The sequence below is a fragment of the Arthrobacter sp. B055-34 genome (genome assembly GCF_059090425.1).
In genome coordinates this window covers 328283-353083 of sequence record NZ_JBNHFQ010000005.1, presented here as the reverse complement: position 1 = coordinate 353083, position 24801 = coordinate 328283, and the positions used below count along the sequence as shown (strand labels likewise).

The following is a 24801-nucleotide window of genomic DNA, read 5'->3' as shown; positions in this document are numbered from 1 at the left end:
ACATGGAGCAGGCGGCAGGCAAACGGAAAAACCCGGTTCTGGCCTGGCTGCGCGAAATCGCGGTCATCGTGGCGGTAGCCCTGGTGCTGTCGTTCCTGATCAAGACCTTCCTGTTCCGGGCCTTCTACATTCCGTCTACCTCCATGGAAGACACCTTGGAGGTCAACGACCGCATTTTCGTCAATCTGCTGGTGCCTGAACCGTTCAGCCTCAACCGCGGGGATGTTGTTGTTTTCCAGGATGACCTCAGCTGGCTGCCTCCGGGAGAATCGAACGACGGCGATGGCTGGTTCCAGCAGGCACTCACCTTTGTTGGGCTGCTGCCGGACAGCTCGCAGCAGCATCTGGTCAAGCGTGTGATCGGTGTCAGCGGCGACCGCGTGGTCTGCTGCGATGCCGACGGGCGGATTACCGTGAACGGTTATCCGCTCAACGAGCCGTACCTGCATCCTGAATCCGACAATGCGCGCCAGCCCTTCGACGTCGTTGTTCCCGAGGGTAAAATCTGGGTCATGGGGGATAACCGGAACCACTCGGCCGATTCCCGCGAACACCGCGACGAGGAATCCGGCGGATTCATTGACATCGACGCGGTGGAAGGCAGGGCAGCCGTGATCGCCTGGCCGTTGGGCCGGATGGGTGTGCTGGGCAGCTATCCGGAGGTGTTCGACGCCGTCCCGGCGCCTGATGAAGCGAACCCCGGCCAGGAATCGGGCTCAGTGGAAGAAACAGAACCGGCACAGGGGGCCAGCCGATGACGCCGAAGGACGCGCATCTGCGCTTCGAGCGTTCGTTCAAGGCGCAGGGCCACCGGCTGATTGCCGGTGCGGATGAAGTTGGCCGTGGAGCTTTGGCCGGCCCCGTCTCCGTGGGCATGGTGCTGATCGACGCCACTACTGCCAAGGCGCTCAGAGGTGTGCGCGACAGCAAACTGCTCAGCGCCCCGGACCGCGAAGCTCTCGTGCCGGTGATCCGGACCTGGGCCGCCGCCTACGGCGTTGGCCACGCTTCCCCAGCCGAGATTGACAGCCTGGGCCTGATGGCCGCGCTGCGCTTGGCCGGAACCCGCGCCTGGCTGCAGGTGCTCGCCGTAGCCCGGCCGGATGTCGTGATCCTGGACGGTAACTATGACTGGCTCTCGGCACAGCCGCAGGCATCGCTCTTCGAGGTATCCGACGGCGCCGGGTGCGACGCACCAGTGCATACAAAGATCAAGGCCGATTTGCAGTGCCTTAGTGTGGCCGCCGCCAGTGTCCTGGCAAAGGTGGAACGCGACGCAATGATGGTAAAGCTCGCCGACGAGTACCCAGCGTATGGCTGGGAGGCCAACAAAGGCTACGCTACCGGCAGTCACCGCGCGGCCATTCTGGACAAGGGACCTTCAAGCCAGCACAGGCAGAGCTGGCGGCTGACGCCGGACAGCCCGGCCATGGCCGCCGTTGAACTGAGCGGAGCAGGACCGCTCTGACCGGTTCTTCGCCCGCCGTAATCGCCTCCCGTGAGGACCGAAGCCCGGCGGGGAACACAGACCTACCCGAACTGCGAGAAGATAGTGGCATGAGCGCCGAAGATCTTGAGAACTATGAAACGGACATGGAGCTGCAGCTCTATCGCGAATACCGCGACGTTGCGGGTTTGTTCAGCTATGTTGTGGAGACCGAGCGGCGGTTCTACCTGGCCAACCACGTTGATCTGCAGGCCCGCTCCGCCGATGGCGAGATCTACTTCGACCTGACCCTGCAGGATGCCTGGGTCTGGGACATTTACCGCTCGGCACGTTTCGTCAAGAAGGTCCGCGTGCTGACCTTCAAGGACGTGAACATCGAAGAGTTGACCAAGACCGATGACCTGACGTTGCCCAAGGACGCAGACCTCGGCAACTAGTGTTTTCCCCGCCTGCCGACGGCCAATGGCCAATGCACTAGTCCTGCACAGCAATCACGGTCAGCAGCAACGTCCACATAAGGGCCCAAGTCCCTGTGTCATGCCGGTCCGTGCCGCCACGCTGGGGGTATGAGAGCCAAAGACAAACTGGGCAAAGACGGCGAAGACCTGGCGGCCAGGTATTTGGAGCAGGCCGGGCAGCGGGTGGTTGACCGCAATTGGCGTTCCGGCACGGGGGAGATCGATATCGTTGCCCTGGAGGGGGCCACGGTTGTCGTTTCCGAGGTCAAGACGCGGCGGAGTCCAGACTATGGGCATCCACTCGAGGCGATTACGCCTGCCAAGGTGCAGCGGCTGCAGATCCTGACCCTGCAATGGCTGCGGGCGCACGGTATGTCGGGCACCGGGTACCGCATCGATGCCGTAGCCATTCTCCATGACGGGCAAACGCCTCCGGTCATCGAGCATGTGAAGGCTGTGGGCTGATGGGGCTCGGCAGAACATTCTCCGTGGCACTGGTCGGCCTGTCAGGGCACATTGTCGAGGTCGAAGCCGACATAGGCCAGACCCTCCCGGCATTTGTCCTTCTCGGCTTGCCGGACGCGTCGCTGAACGAGGCGAAGGACCGGATCAAGGCGGCGGCGAAGAACGCCGGAATCCCGTTGAGTCGACGCAAAATCACCGTGAACCTCATCCCGGCCTCATTGCCGAAGAAGGGCTCGGGCTTTGATCTAACGAGGTGTCAAGAAAGACACTTCTTGGATAGAAAGAAGAACGGCCATGGTTGCCACAACAATCACGAACAGCTGCCCGGCTTGGTGCCCGGGGCCACACGCCGGAAGAGTTGATCGACGAACGCGGTTTTGAACTGCTGCACCTTGGCCCGGAACAGGATTTCGGCGTCGCGCTCGGGTACTTGCTCGGCTGCCGTGGGTCGTCGCCGGTCTACCACGTCGTCCTTGAGGGCTGTGACGCCGATTTAACAGCCCATGGATTGCGGCACCTCGCTGCCAGGCTTTGCGGGCTTGGGGCGGCACTGCGGGCTGCAGCAGATAGGGTGGATGACGAATAGCGCAGGGATCGAAAGGGCCGGGGTGAATCGCCCCGGCCCTTTCTTGTCTGCCTGCTATTTGAGCGGTCTGATGCCTTTTTGGGCAGCTGTTTTACGGAAGCGTTCGGCGCTTTCCTCGCCCATAACGCGTGCGAATCGTTCTGGATCTTCCTTCCACTTCCTCATCCAGTGGCGCTCTGATTCCTCGTTGCTAGCTTCTGCCCATGCCACCAGTGCCTCCTGACGGACCGGTTTCATCTTCCGCAAGTGGTAAGCGGCGCGTAGGACGCTGAGGTGCTTCAGCCATGTCACGCTTGCAGGATCGAGGGCTTTAGAGGCGAGCCGGAGTTGGTGCTCCACCAGGCGAATATATGCCGGTTCAAGGGGACGATCCTCAAGCCGTTCAACTTGCTCCAAAAAATCCATGACGGTGTCGGTCTGCTGTCTGTAGACGCGGCCGAGGAGTAAGCGCCGCTGTGCCTTTGGAAGATTCATGGCCGATAGTTGTCTAACGAACTTCCTTCGTTCCATATCGAAGTCGCGTTTCCACATTTCGCGTGCGGCATCCGCGAGCGGTTTTTCTAACTGTTTGCCGACGCGGAGGACCGGAGCGAGGATGTTTGCCGCCTCAAGGAGCATGTCCGCGAAGTCTGCGATAGCCTCTGAACGCTTCAGCAGTCTCGCCTTGCGCGCTTCCAGCCACGGTGCAAACACGTACTGCAGGACGATTGTGGAAAGAATGGCGGTGATAACTGCTGTGAGGACAGTTGTAGTTGTTGTGTCGGTCATGCGGCGAGGGAAATGAGCGAGACGGCTATGAGAGGCCGTTCGGATGTTTTTTGCCACCGTTCCAATGTCATAGTGGCAGTTTATGGCAGGGCCGCATGGGGGAAGGCCCGGACCGCCGCCGCAAGTGGTCCGTGCCTTCCGTCGCGCGGCCATGCTCCCCAGCAGACGGCCGCTGCCGCCGGGGGACTTCGTTCCCGGCGGGTCTTTGGACGGGCCGCCCCGAGCAGCGGCAGGGGGCGGCCCTGTGTGACCGCCGGCCAGTATCCCAAGCCGGGCCGGGGGTCGGGTGGTGGTTTTCGGGCCGCTAGGGCAAGGGCCGTACTCGCCACCGGGCGGACGTTCCCCGCGGGGGAGTCGAATTGGAGTAAGCACTCCCCGCGCGGGTCCGGTCCGCCGGTCTTTACGCGGTGAGGTCGACGACGGCGAACGCCTTCGGCCGGGTGACTGCGAGGCCGCCGACGCGGATTTCCGCACGCAGGGCAACCTCGTTGTGGTCCCACAGGCTGCCGTTGACCGTTACGCCGTCGGCCGCGAAATGGGGTGCGCCGTCCATGCCTTCTCCAAGCGGATCGGGGAATCTCCGGCCACTGCCGCTGCTTCTAACTCAAGAGCCAATTTGAATGCTGGCGACGGGCCTGAGTCTCTGGACGGCTCGTCCATGCCATTGGTTTCGTCGTCATACTCGTCTAAAGCGAGGAACTTCCAGGGCAATCCGTTCTCCCAACGGTGTTGGTTGATACCTCCAGTTGGCACGCTCCTCGATGAGGCCGGCTGCTTTGAGCAGCTGCAGTCGAGTTCTGACTCCTCCGACGTCCACCCTTGCCATCCCATAGTGCTCGTAGGCAGCTCGAGCGAGGTCGGGGGCCCTATCAAACTCCGCCAGCATCGGAATGATCTCTAGCATGAACAGGAATCTGTGGTGCAGGATGAGCACGAGGTCCAAGGTGCTTTGGGTCTCTAGCCATGCGGTGGCGGGCTTTGACGGGGAGTAGATGTTAAACCCTGTCTGTTCAAGGAGGCCCGACTTGTTCAGGGTCGTCATGACAGCGCTGAAGGAGCTTTCAGACAATTCGAAGGTTTTTTGTGCGAAGGCGAGCAGGTCGGCTCTTGAGATGCTGGGGGATGACGCACTGACCAGCAAGTACAGGGACTCGACAATCTCGGGTTTCGCCGTTCCCCCGCGGTATGTATCCCAGAGAAGAGTTTCTGCCCAGAAGGACCTCCGGGGCAAGGCCCTTGATGAGTGCAGCGATCGATTGAGGCGGCTCCGGGACGGTCATGACGGATGCCACCGTCCTTGGCCGTTGCTCGGGCCCGCCAAGTTGCAAGCCAGCCATCGCCTCCCGCCCGGCGTTGGTCAATCCGATATGTGTGTTTGCTTTTGCACTCCGCGAGCCCCAAAGCCGACATCCAGGTAATGCGTCTTCGGACCTGATCCAGCGTTGTCCACTGCAGCTGATAATCGGTCGCTGCCACATCCATTAGTTCTCGCATCGTCCTAACCCCGTCTGCAAGCGCGTGGAGGAGTTCACCGACGAATCGCACATGACGGTGGAAGATCGCCAGGAGGTCACGGGGGTTTCGTGAGGACATCCATAACCGCGCCTCTTCCGACACATCCACGTGTTCTCGGTCTAGATGACTCCTATCAGCGGGGCACCGATACACAGCCCTGTTTTAATGCAGTGCCAGCAGTGCCAGGGAAAGGGTGGACTCCGGTGCACCCTTTCCCTCGCCGGATTGTTGCAGGCGGAGGCAGGGTTTCAGGTTCCGGACTTCTCCTGCCTGGCCGTTTCTTCGATCGCTTCCTGCCGGCGGCCTCCAACGATTTCGATCCTGCGGCGTTTGGTTGCTTCGGTGACCGGGATGGTCACGCTGAGCACGCCGTTGTCGTAGTGCGCGGCAATGTCGAGGTCGATGTCCTGGCCCAGCGTGAGCTGGCGCCGGAAGGAACCGCCCTCGCGTTCCTTGAGCAACCACTGCGTCCCGCCGTTGTCCTTCAGCGTGCGTTGCGCCCGGATGCTCGATCTGCCGTGTCAGGTTGAACTCGGCCCACTCCGGCTGCAGCCGAGTAGGCAGCCTGTCGGATCCGTCTCCCAGGATTCCTTCCGCTATAGGTACTCCATCGACCAAGAAGTCGAGGAACGGAACGGGCACCCGATGGCTTCGCCGTGCCGAGATGGTTGTCTCCATTGTCATGAGGGACGGCCGCAGCGTCAGAACATTCCGGCGGTGAGGAACCATGCTCCAAGTTTCCCCAATGTTCCTCAAACCACCAAAGCGCCAACGTAGCGATGTGCATTGGAGGATCCTCTACCATTGATTTCCGCAGCCGTACCAAGCACGACAAAATAACAGACAATGACTGGTGACCAGGATGTACGTAGCTATCTCTCAGGTCTCTCGAGGGAAATGGAGGGGATCGTCTCAAACCTGCCCGAAGGGGTGGAAGGGACGGTGAGCATCCGCGGTAACTATGTATATGTAGATATCCAGGGGCCCCGGCTGGCGATTTTCACGCTAGTACTCGGAAGCGAAGCGCCCGAGATCGTCTACCACGGTCAGTTTCCTCCTTTCCGACAGGATGCCTGTCGAGCGCAAGAGCTGAATCCCAGGCCGGCCCTACCTATCTGCACCTCTGGCCGACGGCAACGTGTGGAGACTCAAAAAGTTCGACTGACGTCCGCCGGCTAGCCCGGTAAGCGATCCGCTACCGTCCATCCTCGATCGTTGCACGCAGTTCTGACGTCGGCGGCGAATCGGGCCACCCCATTAGCTGCGACGGCGACGACCGACTGAATAGTTACAGGGTTAGCTTGAGCGGCGACGGACGGGCGGTGGAAGCCGGCCGCGCGCGTAGGCATCGACAAGTTGGCCCACCTCCTCCAAGCACTTGCGTTGTGACGTCTCGTCACCTGGCTCCCAGGTCCATTCCTTGTACTCCACCTCGCCTGATACGAACACGTCATGGTCGAGGTTGTCGTACCAAACCTCCAACACCCTTTCTGGGTCGGCCACTAGGGCAATCTGAGTGCGCCATCCATTTACGGTTTCGTGGCCGGCTTCCCAGCCGTCATAGGAATGTGCCGCAACGACGAGAGCCCTATTCCGCGCCACGGCGGAATCAATGGTCGTACGAAGATCGATTAAGAATGTCGGTCTAACGGGCTCGGCTAGAACACGGCTCTTCCGTGGACGCTTGATCATCGTTAAGGCTCGTATCGATCGTTCACGGTTTCAGTCTGCCAGCGATTTAGGCACGCGCGCCCGGTAGCTTATCCTTCTTCCGGATATCGGTGGGTGACCATGCACAACCTCAGATGCTTTTGGGGCGGGAACATCAGCCCTGGAACTAAGGCTTGCGTCTGCTGACCAGCCAAGCGAGCGTAGATCCAGCGATGCCTGAAAGTAGAGACGCTGCGACCAAACGACGGTAAGTCGGAGAATCCGGGACATCGTTCCCACTGGCAGGAGATGGAGTCAGCTCACCTGCCTCTTCAATGACAGGCGCTGCGCCTTTCCGAAATTTGCGGAGAAGTGCATCGGCAAAAGGGCCAGCAGCTCCAAAAAACCAGATCAGGCCACCACCCGCGGTACCTGCCGACGCGGAGGCAAGGAACAGCTCGCGCTGGACGGCCGCCTCGCGTCGCTGATCGACGCCAGTCAGTCGAAACCCTGCGGCTTTGTCAGCACTTTGAAGGGGAAGGCTCCACGTAGGGGCTGTCGGATCTTCCACTTCTGGGCTTGAAACTGTCGGCACGTACTCGGCTGGAAGGCCGTTAGGTTTGATGCTGACAACGGATGCAGCAGTTACCGACTCAATGTCCAGGATCTCGACAGGCAGTGTCAGGGTTGCGATACGAGGAAAGGCATAGCGGTGCTGGGCGCCCGCAACGGTTTCAGTCGGAGCTGTCGTTTCTCCCTGGAGGGCAACGCCCCAGCCGATGCCGGCTTCTCCGACGGTTTGATCCGAGAAGTCTTGTTTGCTGATGACGGTCATAACGCAGTCATCGCTCAGGGAAAATTCGAGTCCCACCGAACCTACAGAAAGATCCCTATCCGACGGAGCTATTGGAGGATCGAATCTGAGTTCTTCGCCGTCGCTCGTCTTGCGTAATTGAACGTCCTTCATTGCTCCACAGAACCCGATCATCAAGTCACCTGCTTGTTCCGGCGAGACAGCGGCGTCGACATCTCCCCTCAGGAACATGTCGAATGAGGTCAGGCTCGGAGAGGGCTGGAAGCCCAACGCAACATCCACTCGAACCGGTGCCGAGGCCGACCCCTTTTTAACGCCCACAAAGATTGCACCAGGCATATCCAGCGGAGGCACCGGAGCGAAGGCCGGCTGGGAAAAGTGGAGGGCCACGAGAGTCGACAGAATCGTGACACCGCCAGCTGCCGCCAGCTGCAACCGTTCGCCTGTATTCGCCACCCCAGCAGTCTAGAGTGACAAATTCGAAGCGTGAGACTGTTGCGCCAAGTACACCCGGTAAAACCGGGAACGATCGTAAGGGAATTCCTTTTCGGACGCCTACTCAGTAGTGAACACGGCCGGCCCGGCTTCGCTCCACTGCGCGAAGCCTGTAGAAATAGAGGATGACCACGGATGAGCCTGACTACTTCCTTTTCATAGGAGACGTTGACAGCGAATCGGCCACAACGAAATTGAGGTCGAGCGGTGTCTTGTATCTTAAGAAGCTGCTTAGTTCGAAGCCTGAAAATTGGGCCAGGATCGTCACTATGATTACTTCGCCGCACTGTCGTGGCGCACTGGTCGTTCTGAGGCGCAACGACTACGAGGCAATGTGCCGGTCCGAGTATGAAGAAGCGTCCAGGGCCCTGCTAGATGCTCTCGCCGACCGTTCTCATGTCGTTCTTGTCCATGAAGCAGTGTTCCTCAGCGACGAGCAGCGCGCGGCCAACGACGTTCCGGCAGATGAGCATGTGAGGGAGAATTTCTTCCCTCTCGGGCTTAGCGACGAGGATCGCGCCCTCTTCGAATCTATGAGGGAGGAATGGCAGGATCCCTTCAGAGCGATCTCCGATGTCACGCGGGAGCGCGTGAACGCCATGCTCCGTGATCGTCAACTCAACGTCTTTCCGTACCGCACGAACGTGGAACGTTCAATCATCGCGAGCGGGTTCCTAGAGGACAATGAGCGGCACCTGCTCTTCCGCTTCTACGTCCCCAGCGGTCGTCTCTACGCCCAAGAGGCGGAGGCTCTCCTCGGCCTGTTTCGCGAGTGGCTTGGCCAGACGGGCCACAGCCGCGTTCGTCAGGAGGGCTACAGCACTGCCGCCGGCCAGGTGTTCGAATTCTTCAGTGGGGACGGTCAGCCTGAGGGTGGATTGAGCCGTTACTTCGAGGACTTCTCGTCCTTCCTCGGGGACTGTGTGTCCATGCCAGCGGCCGCTGTCGCCCAGCTGATCGAACACGGTGTAGCGGAGGACGCAGCAACAATCATTGTGTCGCGGTATGCGACCAGGGCACGCCGTCTCAGCCTCGACCTTAAACAACGAAGGGAGGAGCGGATGCTGACCTTGAAGCATCAACTCGAGAACATCGTCCTTGAGGTCGACGGGTTGACTAGAAGGAATGTAGAGGCTGTTTTGGACGAGATGCTTCCGCCTCCGGCGGCCATTGGGGTTATCGAGGGGCCGAGGATGAACCCAAGTCCTTCGTTAACAGTCAATAATTTCAATCCGCAATTCATCAACGAGGTTACGGGTTCGGTGGTCCAGAACATCGCGGGAACCGTCAACCTCGGAGCCGAAGCGAAACAGTTGCTCGAACTCATTGCGACTTTTGGCGGCCACGAGCGCGCTCAGCTGGAAACGGCGGTTCACGAGCTGGAGGACGGCGGTGCGCGAGGGGCCGAGCGTGTCGCGGCGCGCGGTCGTCTCAAGCGCTTCCTGGCGGACCTCGGCAACCGCGGGCTCGGCGTAGGCCTTGACATCCTACAAAAGTACGTAGAACACAAGATCGGCGTCTAGTAAACCGAAACCTGACACCCTTTGTAAAGATGTTCGTAAGCCCGTCCCTTGCGGACAGAGCACCCTCTGACCTGTGGCGTTGCGGCAATGGCCAGAACGGTGTGCCGTAAGACCGATCTGGTGAATTGTCCGGTCACGGGGCCCTATGCGGCACAGTGTTTCGCGCGTCCTTGGCTCTGTGAGGTGACAAATTTCCGCTGGCGACTGCCTATAGCTGGCGACTGCCTATATAGGAACATCACGGAACGGCTTTGTAGTGTTAGCTCATGGAAACCAGGCTTCCGGCCGGACTGCGCCCGCCCGTCGAGGTTGTCCTCGCCAAAGCGGTGGAGAAAATGCCGCGGCCGGATGCCCTGCCCGGCGGCCTGCTTTCTGGGCCCAAGTGTGACGGCTACTGGGCTGTCCTCGCCAGGGACGGGAAAGAGACCTCTTTGTGGTCCCGCCAAGGCTTTGTGGTCCCGCCAAGGCAAAACCTCACCCGGTACTTTCCTGACCTCATTGCGGCAGCATCCGTGCAGCTGCCGCCCGGATGCCTCATCGACGGCGAAGCCGTCATCTGGTCCAATGACCGGCTGGATTTCTCGGTGCTGCAGCAGCGCCTGACAACATCGGCAAAGTCCTTGGCCCGGCAGGTCCGCGAGCAGCCGGCCCACTTCGTTGCCTTCGATCTCCTCGCCGTGGCCGGACACGACACCCGCCGGGAACCCCTGGACAGCCGCCGGGCTCTGCTTGATGAGCTCGCCAAAGACTGGGAAGCACCGCTGGACTTGTCGCCGGCCACCACCGATCGTGAGAAGGCCAACACCTGGTTCAAAGAACTGCCCGCCACAGGAGTGGAGGGATTAATGATCAAGGGAAAATCGCAATCCTTCAGTCCCAGGGGCCCGGTCGACTTCGACGTCTCCTTACCCGCCGCATCCTGAGGGATGCGGCTTCAGGCGGCCTCGGCTTGCTCGTCGAAGGGGGTGGAGTGGATCAAAGCACCCCCTGTCGGCGACCGGAACGACCAAGCGGCACTGGTACAGCCTCACTAGTCCATGTTGGAGACACTAAGGCAGGTGTGCACGGGAATCTGCTCTTGCAGCGTCTGGACGCCTTCCGCCGGGGACTTCCAGCTGGCCATTGACGTGAAGCGTGCGTGGTGAGCGGCCGAAACGCGCTTGTACTCGGCGTCCTGAGCCGTCACGGGCACCCGGTCGCCCCGCCGCGGCCAGCCACGTCGACGAGGGCACCAACGAGTTCGGGACCCATCGCCAGTGCTGCATCGTTGTGGTTCGCCGCCGCTACCTCCACCTCGATGACGTAGTTTCCGGCGTCCCGGGCCGCCTGAGCCACGTCCCGGCTCTGCTGTGCGGGCACGATGGTGTCCGCGCTCCCGTAGACCACGGCGGTCGGGATGTCCGCTCGCACTACGTTCTTGCGTACCGGGTAGTGATCGCGAAGCATCCAGCCCACCGGCACGCCGTAGCGCTCAAGTTCCGCGGGTTCGCTGACTGCCCGCCATAGGTGCTCGACTGGGTGGGGAGGCGCGCTCAAAGCGCAGGGAGGGGGCGACCATTGAGTTTCTTGAGGATTCCGTCGTCGCTCGGCGACCGGCGCTGCGTGTCCGCCAGATCGCGGAGGAACTGGGCTACCGCCGCAACATGTCCCCGTCAGGGCTCCGCCCAGGATCCACGGGAACGATCGCGGCCATACTTTGTCTTCTACGTCTTCTTGTACGGCCGTCACTGTTTGGCACGCTACAGGTCGTCTACAGCACCGACCGCTTGGGCGTCATGCTGTCCCTTGCTACCTGACAGAGACGAGAGCGCAACGGACCCGGTTCTTGCAAGCGCAAGTGCTATGAAAGACAGTTGCCTGGCACTGGCCTGCTGAGCACTACAGGAACTTCACCCTCGCTCAGTAGCACGCAATGCCATAGGCTGAGCCATATTGCACTGTATGCGGGGTAGAAAGCAGAGCTGCTATGTGGATGGATCCGCGAGTTATGGGGGGCGGTTATGAGCCGCACGATTCTGATTTATTCACAGGCCGAGAGGTCGAATCCACCGTGTTCGAGAAGGCTCTCTTGGCTCACCGCCGCAGACTTGACAGCGAAAACGCGGATTGGAACGTGCGGCAGAACGTCCTGGTGTATTACGGCAGTGGGGGAGTGGGAAAGTCCGAGCTCTCCGAACGGCTGGGGTTGTGGGCTAAAGGGGACCTGCCACTGATAAATGGTTGGGGGTCAAGGACTTCTACCGCCGTTGATGCGCTGATCCGAATCGATTTGTCGGAGTCCGGTGGGCACTTTGACGTGATCGGCGCGATTGTCGCCATTCGACAAGAATTAGGCCGGCTCCGGAAATCATGGCCCGCTTTCGACTTTGCATTTGCTGCCTACTGGGGGGCTGCCCATCCCGGCGAATCACTGCCCATGAAAGGTCATCAAGACAATGGGTTTGCGGACGCTGCCGGTGAAACTTTCCGTGCCGTACTTAGTGACTTGGGAATGTTTGATACAGCCATCGGGCTTGGATTCACCGCGGCGCGCAGCGTGGTGCGGGAGCTTAAACATAGGAAGGTGCGGAGGCTCGCCTTCGAAACTTTCGACGGGTACAGAAACCTTTTAGAGCGTTGCGTCGAGCTCCCAAGCCCCGCTGATCCGCAACTGGACCTAGTTGTTGACTTGGCTTGGTTGCTCGCGAATGACCTCTCAAATGGTTGGGATGAGTTGTCACCTCTTGTCGTCGTTTTTGTCGACACTCTCGAACGCCTAACTCTGGATCCACGCAGGATTGGAGAACGTCGGTTAAATCAGCTGGTTTGGTTGATGCCGAATGTCCTCTTCGTGATGACCGGCCGCGACAGGCTCGACTGGTTTGATGAACGGAGGACGAATCTTCATGTGGCTGGTCCAGTTGTCTGGCCTGGACTTGTCCCCGGTGCACAACATGATGGACAACACTGCCTTAGGCAATTGTCATCAGCGGACACAAGGAAAGTAATTGTCCTCGGCCGGGCTAAGTACGACCTACCAATATCAGACGAGGTTGTTGACCAACTTGTAATCGCATCTGGAGGGCTCCCACAGTATCTGAAGTTGGCACGAGTAGTTGCTTTGACCGCTCAACTCAATGGCCGCGCAGAGGTCACGGTGGCAGATGTCACCGGCTCTTTGGGCGAACTGGTAATGCGAGTGCTGGAGTATGTTCCATCAGATGAACAGCGAGCTTTGAGGGCTGCTTCGATGTTCATGTATTTCGACTCGAGCTTGATTGCCGCCGCGGCTGATGTTGACTATGGGACTGCGGAGCGAGCAGTGCTGCGGCCGATGATCGACTATGAGGAGGATGCGCACTACCCGTATCGCATGCACGATGAAATCCGCACCGCTATCCGCTGGAGCGATCATCGAAAAATCGCTAGCTGGTCGGGGCAGGACTGGTACACCGCCGGAACTAGAGCTTGCAGTGAGGCCCATCGGCGTTACCTTAATGCTGCAGGGAAGGGTGATGGACCGTCATGCCATGCAGCTGTCGGATTGGCAATTTCTATCGTTTGTGGCCAAGATGTTGCAATTGAGGCGTCTGATTCTCCGAGCTACAGTGATTGGCTGACCAAGGCGATTGTGTATGGTCCATCCGTTTCCGGTCTCTCGAATTACATTCCGACAGTTTCAAAGACGGAATATGGACAATCAGTGCTGGACTTCGTAACAGCGAAAACTTCGGGCGTCCCGATAGAGGAGCGAAGGGCACTACTTCGTAGATTATTCAGTTCCAAACATCCGTTGGCGTTACCGGCCGGCCGGCATCTTGCCTACAACCTCCGAAATAAGTACCTGTGGGAAGAGGCTCTTGCGGTCTTCGACGACTTGATTAAGCGATCACCAACAGATCTCAACAGGTATGAACGTGTTCATACCCTTATAGCAGCCCGACGTTTCCGTGAGGCGTCTGAGACGCTTCATCAACTCTCGAGGGAACGTGGAGATGTCGGGAAGGCGAACATCGAATTGGCCCACGGGCGACCCCAAAGCTGGATGATCGGTGCCCACGAAGCCATCGATCGGCTCAAGAAGGGTGGGAGACAAAGGGAGTGGTTGGAGAAATCAGGCGTCTTGCTTAGGTGGAAGACTGTCGTTGAAGGAAATGTGGATCGTGCAGACGTTGAACGCTTGCTTGGTTTCGCGGAAGCCGTCGGACATGATGCCGCGACGCAAGACTGTTTAGTTTCGCTCGCTCTTCTGAGTCCAGGGAGCGAAACTGATGACAAGGCTGCCGTTGAGCGTCTCGAGACATTCGACATTGCGAATAGTGCTCAAATCGGATTTCGCACCGCGCTCGTCAAAGCCATTCGAGCGTTTGTTGCGGAGGATTATTCCCGGCTGAGTGAGGTAGGAGATGCGATAGAGCGGCAAAAGCCTCAAAGCAGGTCATGGATCCCAGTTGAATGCTTACTTGATGCCCTTGGGATCCCTATAACCTTGCCCAGCACCCAATGGTTGGAGCCATACGAAGACGTTCGTAATCAGTGGTGGAAAATCTTCGAGGCGTACCGATCTCGCGTTGTTCTGGGGAGGGGTAGGTAGGAACAGGCAGGAATTGGATGGAATTGGGCGGCTGGAATTCCATGAAGATGCTCGTGGTCACGTCGTAATTGCTGTTATCTCTGTTTCAATACGGTGACGATGGACAGGAGACCGGCCAGCTGATTAGCGGGTGTGTCACTGGCATGACGATACAGCAGAGAGTTGGCGGGAAAACCATCGGATCTAACAAGGCGAAGGCTTGGGCGAAGACCTATCTGCTGATCGTCCCAAGTTTCGGCTCACCCGGCATATGACAGCTATCCCGGTTCGGACAGCGAATCCGAGCCGGGGTGACAATTGGATCCGTTATCGGCGTTACGGCTCTGGCCTGCCGCTAACGGGACCACTCATACTCTTGGCATTCCCGAATGTAAGCCTGCGTTTTTTGGGTGAGTTTGCGGAGGCCGTAGCAGTTGAGGACTTCGCGGGGGAGTTCGTCCGGAAGCACCCCTTGAGCGGTGAGCAGTTCCATCAAGGTGTGTAGTTCCGACGCTGGTACGTCGAATATTGTGCGTGGTCCCAGGGCTCTTAGTCTGACTTGTGTCTGTCCCGGTGTGTGCAGTGTTGCCTTGACGATTCCGGGCACTCCATCGGTGATGCGCTTTAGCGACCCGGCCCGAAGTGCGCGGCTGACGGCTTGGTTGAATAGCCGTTGAGTCTCCCGTCCAACTCGCTGACCACCGGAAGCCTGAACGTAGCGTAGATAGGCTTGGCGGGCGATCATGGGGCCTTCTGCGCCAATGATGGAAACCAGCCCCAGTTGAATGGAGGGGAGGTTAGTTGGAGCGACCGCCGGTAATTCCTGGCGGTTCCAGCTTATATACGGGGCAAGGGGCACATATCCTTGCGGTGTCAGAGGGCCGTCGACGGTCTCGGCGCTTTCCATTTCGCTGTCGTCACTGAGTTCATCAGCGTTTTCGTTCTCGTCCTGATCCTGCTCCGCGTGCGGCTTATCGGGGTGTTGCAAGACATTTGCTGGGCGGAGAGTGTCGGTCCTATCAGCGGTGATGGCGGCGCTTGTCTCCGGCCCCCCCTCGGATGCGGGTGACTGCGTGGATTCGTCTTCTTGCGAAGTGGGGTCAGCGGGAAGGAAGTCGATGGTGGCGGCCGGCTTTTGTTCCACTTCGTCGGGCTCGGGCCGTGGCTCTTTGGTGGCAGCCATTTCATTTGTCCAGAGATCAAAATCGGGGGCTGAGTCATTCGTGGATTCACCGGTAGCTTTGGTTTCTGCGGGTTCTTCGAAAACTTCGCGAACGACTGGTCCGCGGGGGCTGGTCATCCATTCATCGCCTGTGGGGATGCCGAGCGAATCCAAGCGTTCCCACACTGGCTGCATGGCTGTCTCCGGATCACGGAAATAGGCTGAGCCCCGGATGCGTGCGAATGTCCATCCGGCTCGTTCCAGAACCTCTTGCCTTGCCCGGTCCCGGTGCCAGACATCGGGGCCGTGCCAGCGGTCGCCATCGCACTCTATGGCGAGCCGTCCGTCGGGCCCGGAGACGACGATGTCTAGGCGGTAGTTGCCTACCTTGTGTTGGACTTCCACGCCCTTGTAGCCCCTGTTTAGGATGTCGCGGACTACGCGGATCTCGAACTCAGAATCGCAAGCGTCGAAGAGGTTCTCGCTCATGACGGAGGCTGTGCCGGCCGAAGTGCAGTGCCGGATCAGTTCCGCGCGCAGGTCACCGTTCGGAAGTTGGTCGGGTTCTACGGAGGTCACGACCCACATCTGATTTTTGGCGCGCGAAGTAGCCACGTTTATTCGGCGCAGGTCGCGGAGGCTGGTCATGGAGCCGAGCCTTTTGGCGGGCAGCGAGGGGTCGATCGCAACCACGGTGGTAACGATGATGACGTCACGCTCGTCGCCCTGGAAATTGGCTGCCTCTCCGCAGCGAATTTGCCGGTGTTCCATCTCCTCCGGGCCGAGGCGGTCGTAGAGCATCTCCCAAATAAGTTTTGATTGGCTGGATCCGAGGAGGCTGACCACCCCGAAGGTCATTCCTTTGTAGTCCGGGTTGCCGCAGAGTTCACAGATCAGTTCAACAACCTGTGCTGCCTCCGGCTCGTTAATGTCACCTTGGCGGTACCCGTCGCGGACTTTGACCAGGCCGAGGGGCGGCCATCCTGGTGTTGGTGGCTGGTCCCGCAAGGGGGTGATGAGTCCGTTGTATGCGTGCTGGTTTGAGAACGAGATGATCTCGGGCAGGCATCGGAAGTGTTCCGTGAGCATGATCGGCGTAGCGAACTTCTGAACCGCCAGGTCGTACAGGCTGTTATCCGGGTCGAACAGGATTCGGTAATTGGGTACCCGGGACAGGTAGTCGTCCATGATTTCAAAGACTTGCTCGCGGTTAAGACCAACGTTTTCGGGGCTGGTCTGTTTGTCGTCGCCGACGACGATGGCAGTCTTTGACAGAGACAGCAGCGGAAGGGCCTCGAAGCCAATCTGGGATGCTTCGTCGATGATGAGGACGTCGAAGGGCGGAATTTTGTCCGGTTTGAAACTCGTCAAAGCCCGCGACGTCGTCATGATCCAGGCTGGTACGGCGGTGCTCGATTCGTCCAGAGACCGGCGCATTTCGTTGATCCACCGCTGCGCAAACTTGCCGCCGGTTTTTCCATACTTCTTTGTCGCCTGGATGTAGCTTTGTAATGCTTGGCGTTCCTTCGGGCCCAGATTGTCCGCCAGTCTCCGCCAGGCCATTTCGCTGACCAGCGCCGAGACAGTCTTGCGGCGTCGACTTGAGAATTCGTCGATTTGTGCCTGGAGCTCGCCGGGATTGGCTTTGTTGGTGAGAGCCCGGAGCCAGGACTCGAGCTGGCGGAACTGCCATGCTGTGTGGATTTTCTGTGGGTCCTTGGCAGCTGCCGGGTCGGCAACGATTTCCTCGGTCCAGGTCGGAGCAGCAGCGGCAAGCGTGGATTGCAGGTGTAGCAGCCGGCGGGCCGAAGGTCTCGTTTCCAACAGGCGCAACACCGTGTCGCGGTGTTCGTCCCACGACCCGAAGTCGTGGGTGGAGAGATCCTTCGCCAAGTGCTGGAAAAGGGGTGAAGCACCGGACTTGTTGGCACCGGTATTCAACACCGTCCGGATGATTTCGACCTTGGCTGCCGCTCGGGATACGTCATGCCAGTGCTTACCCGACTTCAGATGGCGCGATGCGGTAGTGAGCGCGTCGGAACCTGCCTGAGGAATACGCCCATATCCGATGCGCGTGAGGCGGCTATCGAGATCGTCCGCCAGGTTCGGGTAGTCGAACAGCCTTTGGAACACGGCTATTTCTGCGGCTATGTCATCCTCCGGGCGTTGTGAAAGCCCCTGGCTGCCGTGGGCAGGAGACTGACTGCTCCACAAGGAAGCGATTTGCCTGCGGACTGATTCGAGGGAGACCGCGGCGATGCACAGGGCCACATCCTCGGCCGTGGCTGGCGTCCGGGAGCCCACCGAGAACAACTCAAGCGCCTTCTTTGCCTGCCGGTCGAACATGCCCAACTTGCCCTTGGATGCCAGGACATCATGTGCTTCTTGCAACCGTTGAGGAACGGCCGGATTCATGACATCGGGAAGGACCACAGCACGTGTTAGCAACGTCCGGCGCAGGGTGTACGCGGCCTCTCTCAGCTCGATCAGCCGCTCCAAATAGAGGGCCCATTCCTGGGACCTCAGGGGGTCGGAAGTATGCGTCAGGACGGAGGAATACACCGAGTCTTCGATCTGGGCCAGTGTCGAGGCGGCTTTATCCAGATCGGAGGCGAGCAGGGCTATCTCTGATGGATCAGCCGTTTCAAAGGTCTCCCAGCTTCGGAACGCGGGTTTCACGGTGTTGGCGCTGTCGTGACCTGTGCGGATGTGCTCGATGAGTTCCTGCAGCTGGGTTCCGTTGGGTAGGTCGGCCGGCTCCGGCAGTATCTGCAGGGCCTCGGATGCCCTACTGACTCCTGGGGATCCCAGGAGACCCACAAGCTCTTGGAATTCCGCTGGTGTGATGGGACAAGGCGTCGACGGGGAAAGCTGGTCGTCAATGTAGTCGAAGCGTTCAGCATTCTCTCGAAGCCATTGGGCTGTCTGCTGCGGTGTTGGACTTGTGCCTGCTGCCCAGCCGCCTTCGAGCGAGACAGTTTCTACCTGGCGGGCTTCAAACATGTCCTTGGTGGTACCGGCGATGCCGCGGTCGATGGCATCGAGCTCGCTGCGCAATCGTTGTATCTGTTCATCGGATTCCTGCTTGTCCAGCACGCTCACGTGGGCCTGAATATTTGAAATCGACTTTTCCAGCTGCTTGCGGCTGTCCTCATCGGCACCAAGAACGGAGACCGTCAGGTCGCGAATGCCGTTGGGGACCTTTTCAGCCAGGACTCTCAAGGCTTGTTCTTTTTCCGCTACGACAAGAACCCGCTGGCCGTATGCGACGTAGTGGCTGATTAGGTTCGCAATGGTATGCGATTTTCCCGTCCCCGGCGGTCCCTGCACCGTGACACCGGGGTGGGTTTGGGCAAGGCGGAGGATGCGCTGTTGCTGCTCGTTCGTGGCCAACGGCAGCAACAGGGGATCTAGAGAGACTGCAGAGGGTTCCGAGGCAGCCGTCCCATCGGCCGGGGATGTTGGGACTCCCGACGCATGGGCGACGATGTCCTGCAGAGCCATGGGTATGAGACCTTCAGGGTCAAGATACGTCTGGCGCATCTTCTCCAGGAAACCTTGCGAATCCGGCACTTTCCGCCGCATGAAGAGCGTCCACGAGTTGTCGGCGCGGAAATCAGGACCTGCCGTCGTCGCGCTCTCCATGACGACGGCATTGTCATCAATGAATCGAGCAAGCCGAGTTATCAGCTCGGTGCATTCTGTGCCGGACCACGGATCCAAATCGAGCCCGGTTGATGCTATCCGGGCAGCGGACAGTGATGGGCGGTCGTGAAGATCCAGACCCAGCAGATAGTTCGACTCGATCTGATGAGATCCGGCCGGCCGCACAGACATCCGCTGATTTTGGGAGTCGAGATCGATCTCGACGGGAAAAGTCAGGGGAGGGTGATCAATGGTGAATCCGTCTTTCACCCATCGGCCGCGGCCGAAGCCCCACAAAAGCTCGGTGGATTCCCGTTCCAGCAAGAGCTGTTCACGTTGTTCGAACAGGTTCCGATGCAGGCTTTTCACCGCTGAAGCTAAGTGTGTTTGTTCGCTCCATGGCAGCCATTCAGTTTGAATCCAGGTAGCGGCCTCAGCAAGAAGATCAGAGCGGCGCCGGGCTTCCTCCGGGGACACTTCAGGAGGGCCTACCACATCAGCGATGTCTGCGGCCGCTGGTTCTTCATCGTTGGCCGGCCATGGAGCAACGACGCTGGGTTTCTTGTTGGCAGCCAGCGGCGTAACCGAATCCAGCAACGGCCTCAGATGTTCCGGAACGGTGGGCGGAACCGGCAGATCGATGAAATCGACTGTAAGCCAAGGGGCTTCTACTCCACGGAGGAGATTTACAGCGGGATGGTCGGGAAGGTCTGAATCCCGTAGACCAAACATGCGAAAATCTGCAAGGTTGCGAACCGGTAAGTTTCGGCGGGCGTCGTACGCACTGAGGAAATCAATCAGTTCCAGGACATGGTCCCGCACTTCATTGGAACTGTCGCTGTTTTTGTCGCTCATTGCCGCCCCCTGGCTATTTCCTGTAAACCGTCGAACCAACAACGAAATAAATCGAAGGACGGCACTTCGTTATTCTAGTTTGATTGGGATAGGTCCTATCCACGAAATTTCTTGATAAGGATGTTCTGTTTTTCGTCGACTTCCTCAAAACGCGCTTCTTCAGCATCCTCTAACGATGGTTGGGTCTTTTTGTAGGCCATGCTGGCGAGCTCAAGTGCCTGGTCCAGGGTTTTTTTATCCAGGATGTGGATGGACGTGCGGTACTCGGGGTGCCCTGTTGTCGGTCTCCAGGCATCAGGGGCGATGCCGTGCAGTTCCTCATCGGAATCGAAAGCCAGGCGAAAATTGACTTGACCATCAATCGGGTAGGTGTAGACGAAGCCGCCGACGCGCGACCCGCGACGCCGAATGCGAAGGTAGCGGGTGTAGTCCAAGGGCGCTCCTGATTGGCCACCCCTTGGCTTAATGCCGTGCACCGACACGCCCGGCCAAGCGGACGCTTCGGCTAGAAACCGAAGAAAGTGATCTGCAGCGGGGTTATTTCCGAGTTGAGCTTTAACAGTCGGTTGCCCTTCTGCGGCGACCCCCGGCACGTTTTCCGTTCTTAACCCGTACCCCTCTCCTTCCTCGTCGATGGATGATTCGAACTCCTCGTTTAGTTCCAAATCGACGGCACCGCTAAATATTGCTGTGTCGGCTATTCCCCTGGCCAAGCGGCTGATCTGTTCGAGTAAGGCAGCGGGTGGTTGGTCCAGGTTAATTGCATGGCAGTGGATGCTGGTGTCATGTCCCAAAATCTCGTGGGTCTTCGGGTCCTCCTCGCCCTCGGCGTAGACGAGATGTCCCGCATGCAGGCCGAACCTCACGCAATAGGCCAGCATTTGGTAAATGTCGGCATTGGGATAGTTGGAAGACTTTTTATATTTCGCGTCAATTACGGCTAGTGCCGCGGAGCCATCCGTCCAGAGCAGATCAGGTCTCAGCGCGATGCTGGTCTTGGAATCGAGGTAGCGGCCGCGGGCCTGTGCTTCCGTATTTCCACTGATCTGGCGGAAGTTTTCGGCTAATGCGGTAATGACAAAGTCCTCGAATATTTGCCACATGTCAAAGAGGAATGAGGTAGCGATAACGTGTCCGGGACGTTGCTCCAAGGACGAGTTTTTCAAGATCAGTTCTGCCAGAATCAGCGCGTTCCGGTATCTACTGTTCAACCGGGTGAAGTGTACCCGTGGCAGCGGCGCTCCGCGTTGCAAGAAGGCGACTCCGTCGAGGCGTCGGGTCAGTTTTCCGAGTCGGGCTCGAGTTTGTTGGTTGAGGGACGGAATGTGCAGCAGCCGGTGGGCGGCTGCCAGGAGAAGCTGATTCTCCGCAATGTTTGTGCTGTATTCATCGAAAGTCACCTGTATGGGGAGCGCCAGGCCTGCCCGCCGATTGATCTGTGCCGCAATATCGATGCGTCCGCGGATGATAGGGAGGGCTTCATTGAGGGTTTCGTACCCTTGCAAGAGCCCGGCGCCAGTTGCCTGGGCGGCGTGACGGATAAAGGCCTCTGCGACCATCTCCGGTAGATCATCGTCTGCGCTGATAACTGCATCTTGGTCCTTCCAGAACTCGCGGTGCACTGAGTAGCACATCATGAAAAACAGGCGAGCGATGGAGACCTTGGGCTGAATCTCGACCTGGTATCCGCCGACGCGGATGACGCCGACTTTCCGGATGTTCGATACTGACCAGTCGCCTCCGCCGGCAGGAACGACGGTGGCGGCATCAAGCTGGTTCAGGGCAGCGGCGACGTCCTCGGGGAGACAAAGCCGCTGCGGGGCACTTCCTTCGCGCAAATGTAGCGTTTCCACGGTTCACCCGGTTTGCCCATGCGCCGCTGCCGGGTTGGGTCCGAGGTTGACGTTCTCGGCTCGCAGCGCATTAAGGCCGTAGGTCTTTTGAACATCGAGGTCTTCGCCGTAGTGGTACTCGGCCAGGAGCGGCAGGATCTCATGTTCCCAGATGTCTTCGAGCCAGCCCGAGGGCATGTCCGCGGACATCAGGTAGCTGGGCCCGATGTTGAAATCCGGATCGCTGATCTTGCTGTTGAGGAGGTCGAGCAACTCCGCCGGTTCCTGGTGCAGGTCCTCGCGGTCGAGCCATTGTCGCAGGACAGTATTGACCGGGTGCTTCCGGGGGTGCAATTCAATGAAGGAGAACCGCCGGCGCATGGCCGCATCAAGCAGGGCGATGGAGCGGTCGCTGGTATTCATGGTGCCGATCAAAAAAAGGTTGGAAGGGAGGGTGAAGAAGTCCTCGTCGTTCCTGCTGTACTGGAGCTTTATCGGTTTGTTCCGGTACTCGAGCAAGAAGTAAAGCTCACCAAAAATCTTGGCTAGGTTACCCCGGTTAATTTCGTCAATGACAAGGACGTAGTTGAACTCTGGGTTTTTCACGGCCTGCTCGACAATCCGCCGCAGCGGTCCGTCCTGGAGCTCGTAGGTGAGCGATCCGGTTTCGGAAGTGACGGGCCGATATCCCTGGAAAAAGTCTTCATAAGAATAGCTGGGATGGAACTGGACGATCTCCATGTACTTGTCATCGCCGGCCACGTGTCCTGCCAGTTTCAGAGCGACATACGTCTTCCCTGTTCCCGGCGGGCCGTAGAAGATGATCTGGCGTCGACGCTCCAACAGATCCAGTTGCCTTTGCAGCCATGCCTGATCCATGAATACCGCTTCCGCCAGGGCAGCATCAGCAGGCCTGAACCGGTGGCGTAGGCCTGCTGCGGCCGCTTCCTCCGCCTCGGCCGTAACATCGATTTCCGCAACGGAGCGAGCCGGGGCGGCAGAGCCCCTCCACGCCTGCTCATAAGGGTCTGCGTAAAAGTTCACGGGACCCCCTGTCTTTTGCTGCAGCTTGAGCACGATGGCCAGCAGATCCCGGTCAACATCGCCGGAGGGGTCGGCCAGTTCACCGCTGAAAGCGTTTTTGATCTGGGTCTTATGTTCCGCCGACACAACGGAAGTGATGTGCTGGGGGTGGACCAGGTAGATAAGGGCGTTTCTTTGAGTCGGGAAGCGGTGCCCTGGTAGATCATTGACGAACTGCCTCCACGCCCACGCGTCACCGAGCAGCGACTCCCGCTCGCTTTCAGCCTTCTGCAACCACAAATCCAGCAGCCCGATGATCATAGACACGGCCTGGTAGAGCTGATTGATCATCGCCCGTCCAGGATCAAAGCTGCCCGCCTTAAAGGCTTTAGCGATCTCGGCGGGAATCTGCACCGGATGATCCATATAGCCGAGCAGGGACTGGATCCGCTCCGTTTTGATCCGTTCACCGACCCGCCTGGGGCTGATGGGCAGCAGCTGCCAGCAGACAAGTTCCGTCATCAACAGGCGCGCATCGTCGGAAACATCGGACATCTGGAACCGAAGCTTGTCGACAAAGTTGCCGGCTTCCGCATCGGGTGCATCCACAAACACCTCGCGCAGTTCATCTACCGGTCCGCGCGCCCAAACCTGTCTCCCCGGGGCAAATACTGACTCACCACCCTGCAACCCTCGTTCAACAAAGAGCAGGGCCGCTTCCCGGATTTTTTCCTCGTCCTTATCGACAGGGGAGATGGTGGTGCGCAGTTGTTCCTGTTTCTGGTTCGTAGTCGCCGCGCTCCACGCGATGTAGCGGCTGCGCGCTTCGGCAGCCAGCTCGACAGCGTCGGGAAAGTCCAAGAGGGCCTGCTTCCCTCCGTCCGTGATCTTCCACAGGCCGGTTCCACTCTTTTTGAGCCAGCCCGCTTTGACCAGGTCCACCGTGGACCAGGTTAAGTTGACCTCCCCGCGGTTTCTCCCATTGGAACCCATTTCGGTCTCAGTGCCTTCGAGAGGGATGCGTTCGAAAGCCGCGGGATATAGGGCATCTGCGCCTGTGGTCTTGTGCAGGCCTTCGTCGTGTTCGCTCAGTAGTTCAAGGATCAGACGAAGCCGTCGGGCATTGTTCTGCACTGCAGGCATGAATCGCTCACTCCCTATTTCGGTTCTTGGGCTACTTGCAGGCTATCCGCTCCGATGCCAACTTTTGTGTGCGTTGTCTTTATCTGCGTCGCATATTTCTTACTCGTCGGAGATGCAGCAATTAAGCGTGTTCTTCTTGCAATGGGTGGAGCGCAGCGGTGATAGTTGCTTGATTGGTAACTCGATGGGGGAGATATGGCTAAGAAGGTCTACACAGGCTGCCGTGACTGTGTCAAATGTATGGGCACTAGTGTCAATGTGGGTGCGCGAAACGTTACCCGTGGAATGTTGGCCGTCGGCACAGGCGGAGTGACTGAGGTTGGCTTGGCTTTCATGCCGAAGTGCAGGGTTTGCGGGCATCAAAAGTCATTGCATCGAGAATCGCTCACAGACAAACTAAGTCGGAAAATCGAAGAGCAGACAGCCGAGCGAGAGTTGCGGGAAAAAGCGGCAAAGGCTCGGCAGCGGACAGCGCAGGCCAAGGCAGCGAGCAATCGGTCGCCAAGTGCGGCAGATTTGGGACAGGCACCTTGGCAGCAGAATGCAGAATTCAAAAAGGACAAGTCCGACCTCGACGAAATGATGGAGAGAATCGCTAAGCGGCAACAAGGCAGCCGGGAAGGCGAAGAACCTGAAGCGGCAGCGATAGAACCCTCAGCATCCTCAGGACCGCCTCCGGGGTTTTATACAGATCCTCAAGGCGATAAGGATCTGCTCCGCTGGTGGGACGGTACTGGATGGACAGAATTCACCAAGCCGACAGATTAGTCGATGGGCACAGGAACGGTGATAACCAATCCTTGTATCGGCCGTCGTCGTAAGCGCCGTTATTGGCGCTTTAGCAACTAAAGGGAACCGAAGTCGATCC

19 protein-coding genes and 1 pseudogene are annotated in these 24801 nt (G+C 58.9%); 10 read left to right on the top strand and 10 right to left on the bottom strand.

All coding sequences use genetic code 11. The features are described 5' to 3' along the window. Positions 1 to 2: 2 nt before the first annotated feature. From lepB to AC5RWO_RS12385, 6 genes and pseudogenes are all read left to right on the top strand, one after another. On the top strand, positions 3 to 758 hold the full coding sequence (gene lepB / locus AC5RWO_RS12410) for a signal peptidase I (protein WP_498731656.1): 756 nt from the start codon (positions 3 to 5) through the stop codon (positions 756 to 758). Further along, positions 755 to 1468, top strand: coding sequence for a ribonuclease HII (rnhB, locus tag AC5RWO_RS12405; RefSeq protein ID WP_498731655.1), 714 nt, complete (start codon positions 755 to 757; stop codon positions 1466 to 1468). Before lepB ends, rnhB begins: the two co-directional genes overlap by 4 nt. A gap of 89 nt (positions 1469 to 1557) precedes the next feature. After that, the gene (locus AC5RWO_RS12400; protein WP_074702055.1) at positions 1558 to 1884 is read left to right on the top strand and encodes a DUF2469 domain-containing protein; all 327 of its coding nucleotides are present in this window, start codon (positions 1558 to 1560) and stop codon (positions 1882 to 1884) included. A gap of 129 nt (positions 1885 to 2013) precedes the next feature. Next, entirely contained in the window at positions 2014 to 2370 is a 357-nt protein-coding gene (locus AC5RWO_RS12395; RefSeq protein WP_264668384.1) for a YraN family protein, read from the top strand. After that, positions 2370 to 2618, top strand: a pseudogene (locus AC5RWO_RS12390) (magnesium chelatase domain-containing protein); the annotation flags it as partial. The gene AC5RWO_RS12395 and the pseudogene AC5RWO_RS12390, both read left to right, overlap by 1 nt. A gap of 110 nt (positions 2619 to 2728) precedes the next feature. Further along, positions 2729 to 2956 carry a hypothetical protein gene (locus AC5RWO_RS12385; protein WP_498731654.1) on the top strand — a complete coding sequence of 76 codons (228 nt, stop codon included), beginning with the start codon at positions 2729 to 2731 and terminating at the stop codon, positions 2954 to 2956. Between the two features lie 54 nt (positions 2957 to 3010). On the opposite strand, the gene AC5RWO_RS12380 is transcribed toward AC5RWO_RS12385, so the two are convergent. The 5 genes from AC5RWO_RS12380 to AC5RWO_RS12360 form a co-directional block, all read right to left on the bottom strand. Next, on the bottom strand, positions 3011 to 3781 hold the full coding sequence (locus tag AC5RWO_RS12380; RefSeq protein WP_498731653.1) for a hypothetical protein: 771 nt from the start codon (positions 3779 to 3781) through the stop codon (positions 3011 to 3013). Positions 3782 to 4124: 343 nt separating this feature from the next. Beyond that, entirely contained in the window at positions 4125 to 4277 is a 153-nt protein-coding gene (locus AC5RWO_RS12375; protein ID WP_498731652.1) for a hypothetical protein, read from the bottom strand. 123 nt (positions 4278 to 4400) lie between these two features. Then, positions 4401 to 4766: a hypothetical protein gene (locus AC5RWO_RS12370; protein ID WP_498731651.1), complete on the bottom strand. Its 366-nt coding sequence runs from the start codon at positions 4764 to 4766 to the stop codon at positions 4401 to 4403. A gap of 721 nt (positions 4767 to 5487) precedes the next feature. Beyond that, positions 5488 to 5745, bottom strand: a complete 258-nt coding sequence (locus tag AC5RWO_RS12365; RefSeq protein ID WP_498731703.1) for an Hsp20/alpha crystallin family protein — start codon at positions 5743 to 5745, stop codon at positions 5488 to 5490. Between the two features lie 1331 nt (positions 5746 to 7076). Continuing rightward, the gene (locus tag AC5RWO_RS12360) at positions 7077 to 8159 is read right to left on the bottom strand and encodes a hypothetical protein (protein WP_498731649.1); all 1083 of its coding nucleotides are present in this window, start codon (positions 8157 to 8159) and stop codon (positions 7077 to 7079) included. Between the two features lie 164 nt (positions 8160 to 8323). On the opposite strand from AC5RWO_RS12360, the gene AC5RWO_RS12355 reads away from it, so the two are divergent. Both AC5RWO_RS12355 and AC5RWO_RS12350 read left to right on the top strand, forming a co-directional pair. Beyond that, positions 8324 to 9721 (top strand): hypothetical protein, encoded by a 1398-nt coding sequence (locus AC5RWO_RS12355; protein ID WP_498731647.1) that lies wholly within the window; start codon positions 8324 to 8326, stop codon positions 9719 to 9721. A 266-nt stretch (positions 9722 to 9987) separates the two neighbouring features. After that, the gene (locus tag AC5RWO_RS12350) at positions 9988 to 10644 is read left to right on the top strand and encodes an ATP-dependent DNA ligase (protein ID WP_498731646.1); all 657 of its coding nucleotides are present in this window, start codon (positions 9988 to 9990) and stop codon (positions 10642 to 10644) included. A gap of 107 nt (positions 10645 to 10751) precedes the next feature. Here AC5RWO_RS12350 and AC5RWO_RS12345 read toward each other — a convergent pair whose 3' ends face one another. Both AC5RWO_RS12345 and AC5RWO_RS12340 read right to left on the bottom strand, forming a co-directional pair. Continuing rightward, a complete protein-coding gene (locus AC5RWO_RS12345; protein ID WP_498731645.1) occupies positions 10752 to 10907 on the bottom strand; it encodes a hypothetical protein in 156 nt (51 codons plus the stop codon). Next, positions 10904 to 11257, bottom strand: coding sequence for an alpha/beta hydrolase (locus AC5RWO_RS12340; RefSeq protein WP_498731644.1), 354 nt, complete (start codon positions 11255 to 11257; stop codon positions 10904 to 10906). Before AC5RWO_RS12340 ends, AC5RWO_RS12345 begins: the two co-directional genes overlap by 4 nt. Before the next feature lie 430 nt (positions 11258 to 11687). Between AC5RWO_RS12340 and AC5RWO_RS12335 the strand changes: the two genes are divergently transcribed. Continuing rightward, positions 11688 to 14294, top strand: a complete 2607-nt coding sequence (locus tag AC5RWO_RS12335) for a hypothetical protein (protein WP_498731643.1) — start codon at positions 11688 to 11690, stop codon at positions 14292 to 14294. 334 nt (positions 14295 to 14628) lie between these two features. Here the strand turns inward: AC5RWO_RS12335 and AC5RWO_RS12330 are convergent, their stop codons facing one another. From AC5RWO_RS12330 to AC5RWO_RS12320, 3 genes are all read right to left on the bottom strand, one after another. Continuing rightward, positions 14629 to 19935, bottom strand: a complete 5307-nt coding sequence (locus AC5RWO_RS12330; protein WP_498731642.1) for a PDDEXK-like endonuclease domain-containing protein — start codon at positions 19933 to 19935, stop codon at positions 14629 to 14631. A 95-nt stretch (positions 19936 to 20030) separates the two neighbouring features. After that, on the bottom strand, positions 20031 to 21788 hold the full coding sequence (locus tag AC5RWO_RS12325) for an McrC family protein (protein WP_498731640.1): 1758 nt from the start codon (positions 21786 to 21788) through the stop codon (positions 20031 to 20033). 3 nt (positions 21789 to 21791) lie between these two features. Further along, complete coding sequence (locus tag AC5RWO_RS12320) at positions 21792 to 23933, bottom strand: AAA family ATPase (RefSeq protein WP_498731639.1); 2142 nt, start codon at positions 23931 to 23933, stop codon at positions 21792 to 21794. 309 nt (positions 23934 to 24242) lie between these two features. On the opposite strand from AC5RWO_RS12320, the gene AC5RWO_RS12315 reads away from it, so the two are divergent. Further along, positions 24243 to 24701 (top strand): DUF2510 domain-containing protein, encoded by a 459-nt coding sequence (locus tag AC5RWO_RS12315; protein ID WP_498731638.1) that lies wholly within the window; start codon positions 24243 to 24245, stop codon positions 24699 to 24701. The last annotated feature ends 100 nt before the right edge of the window (positions 24702 to 24801 follow it).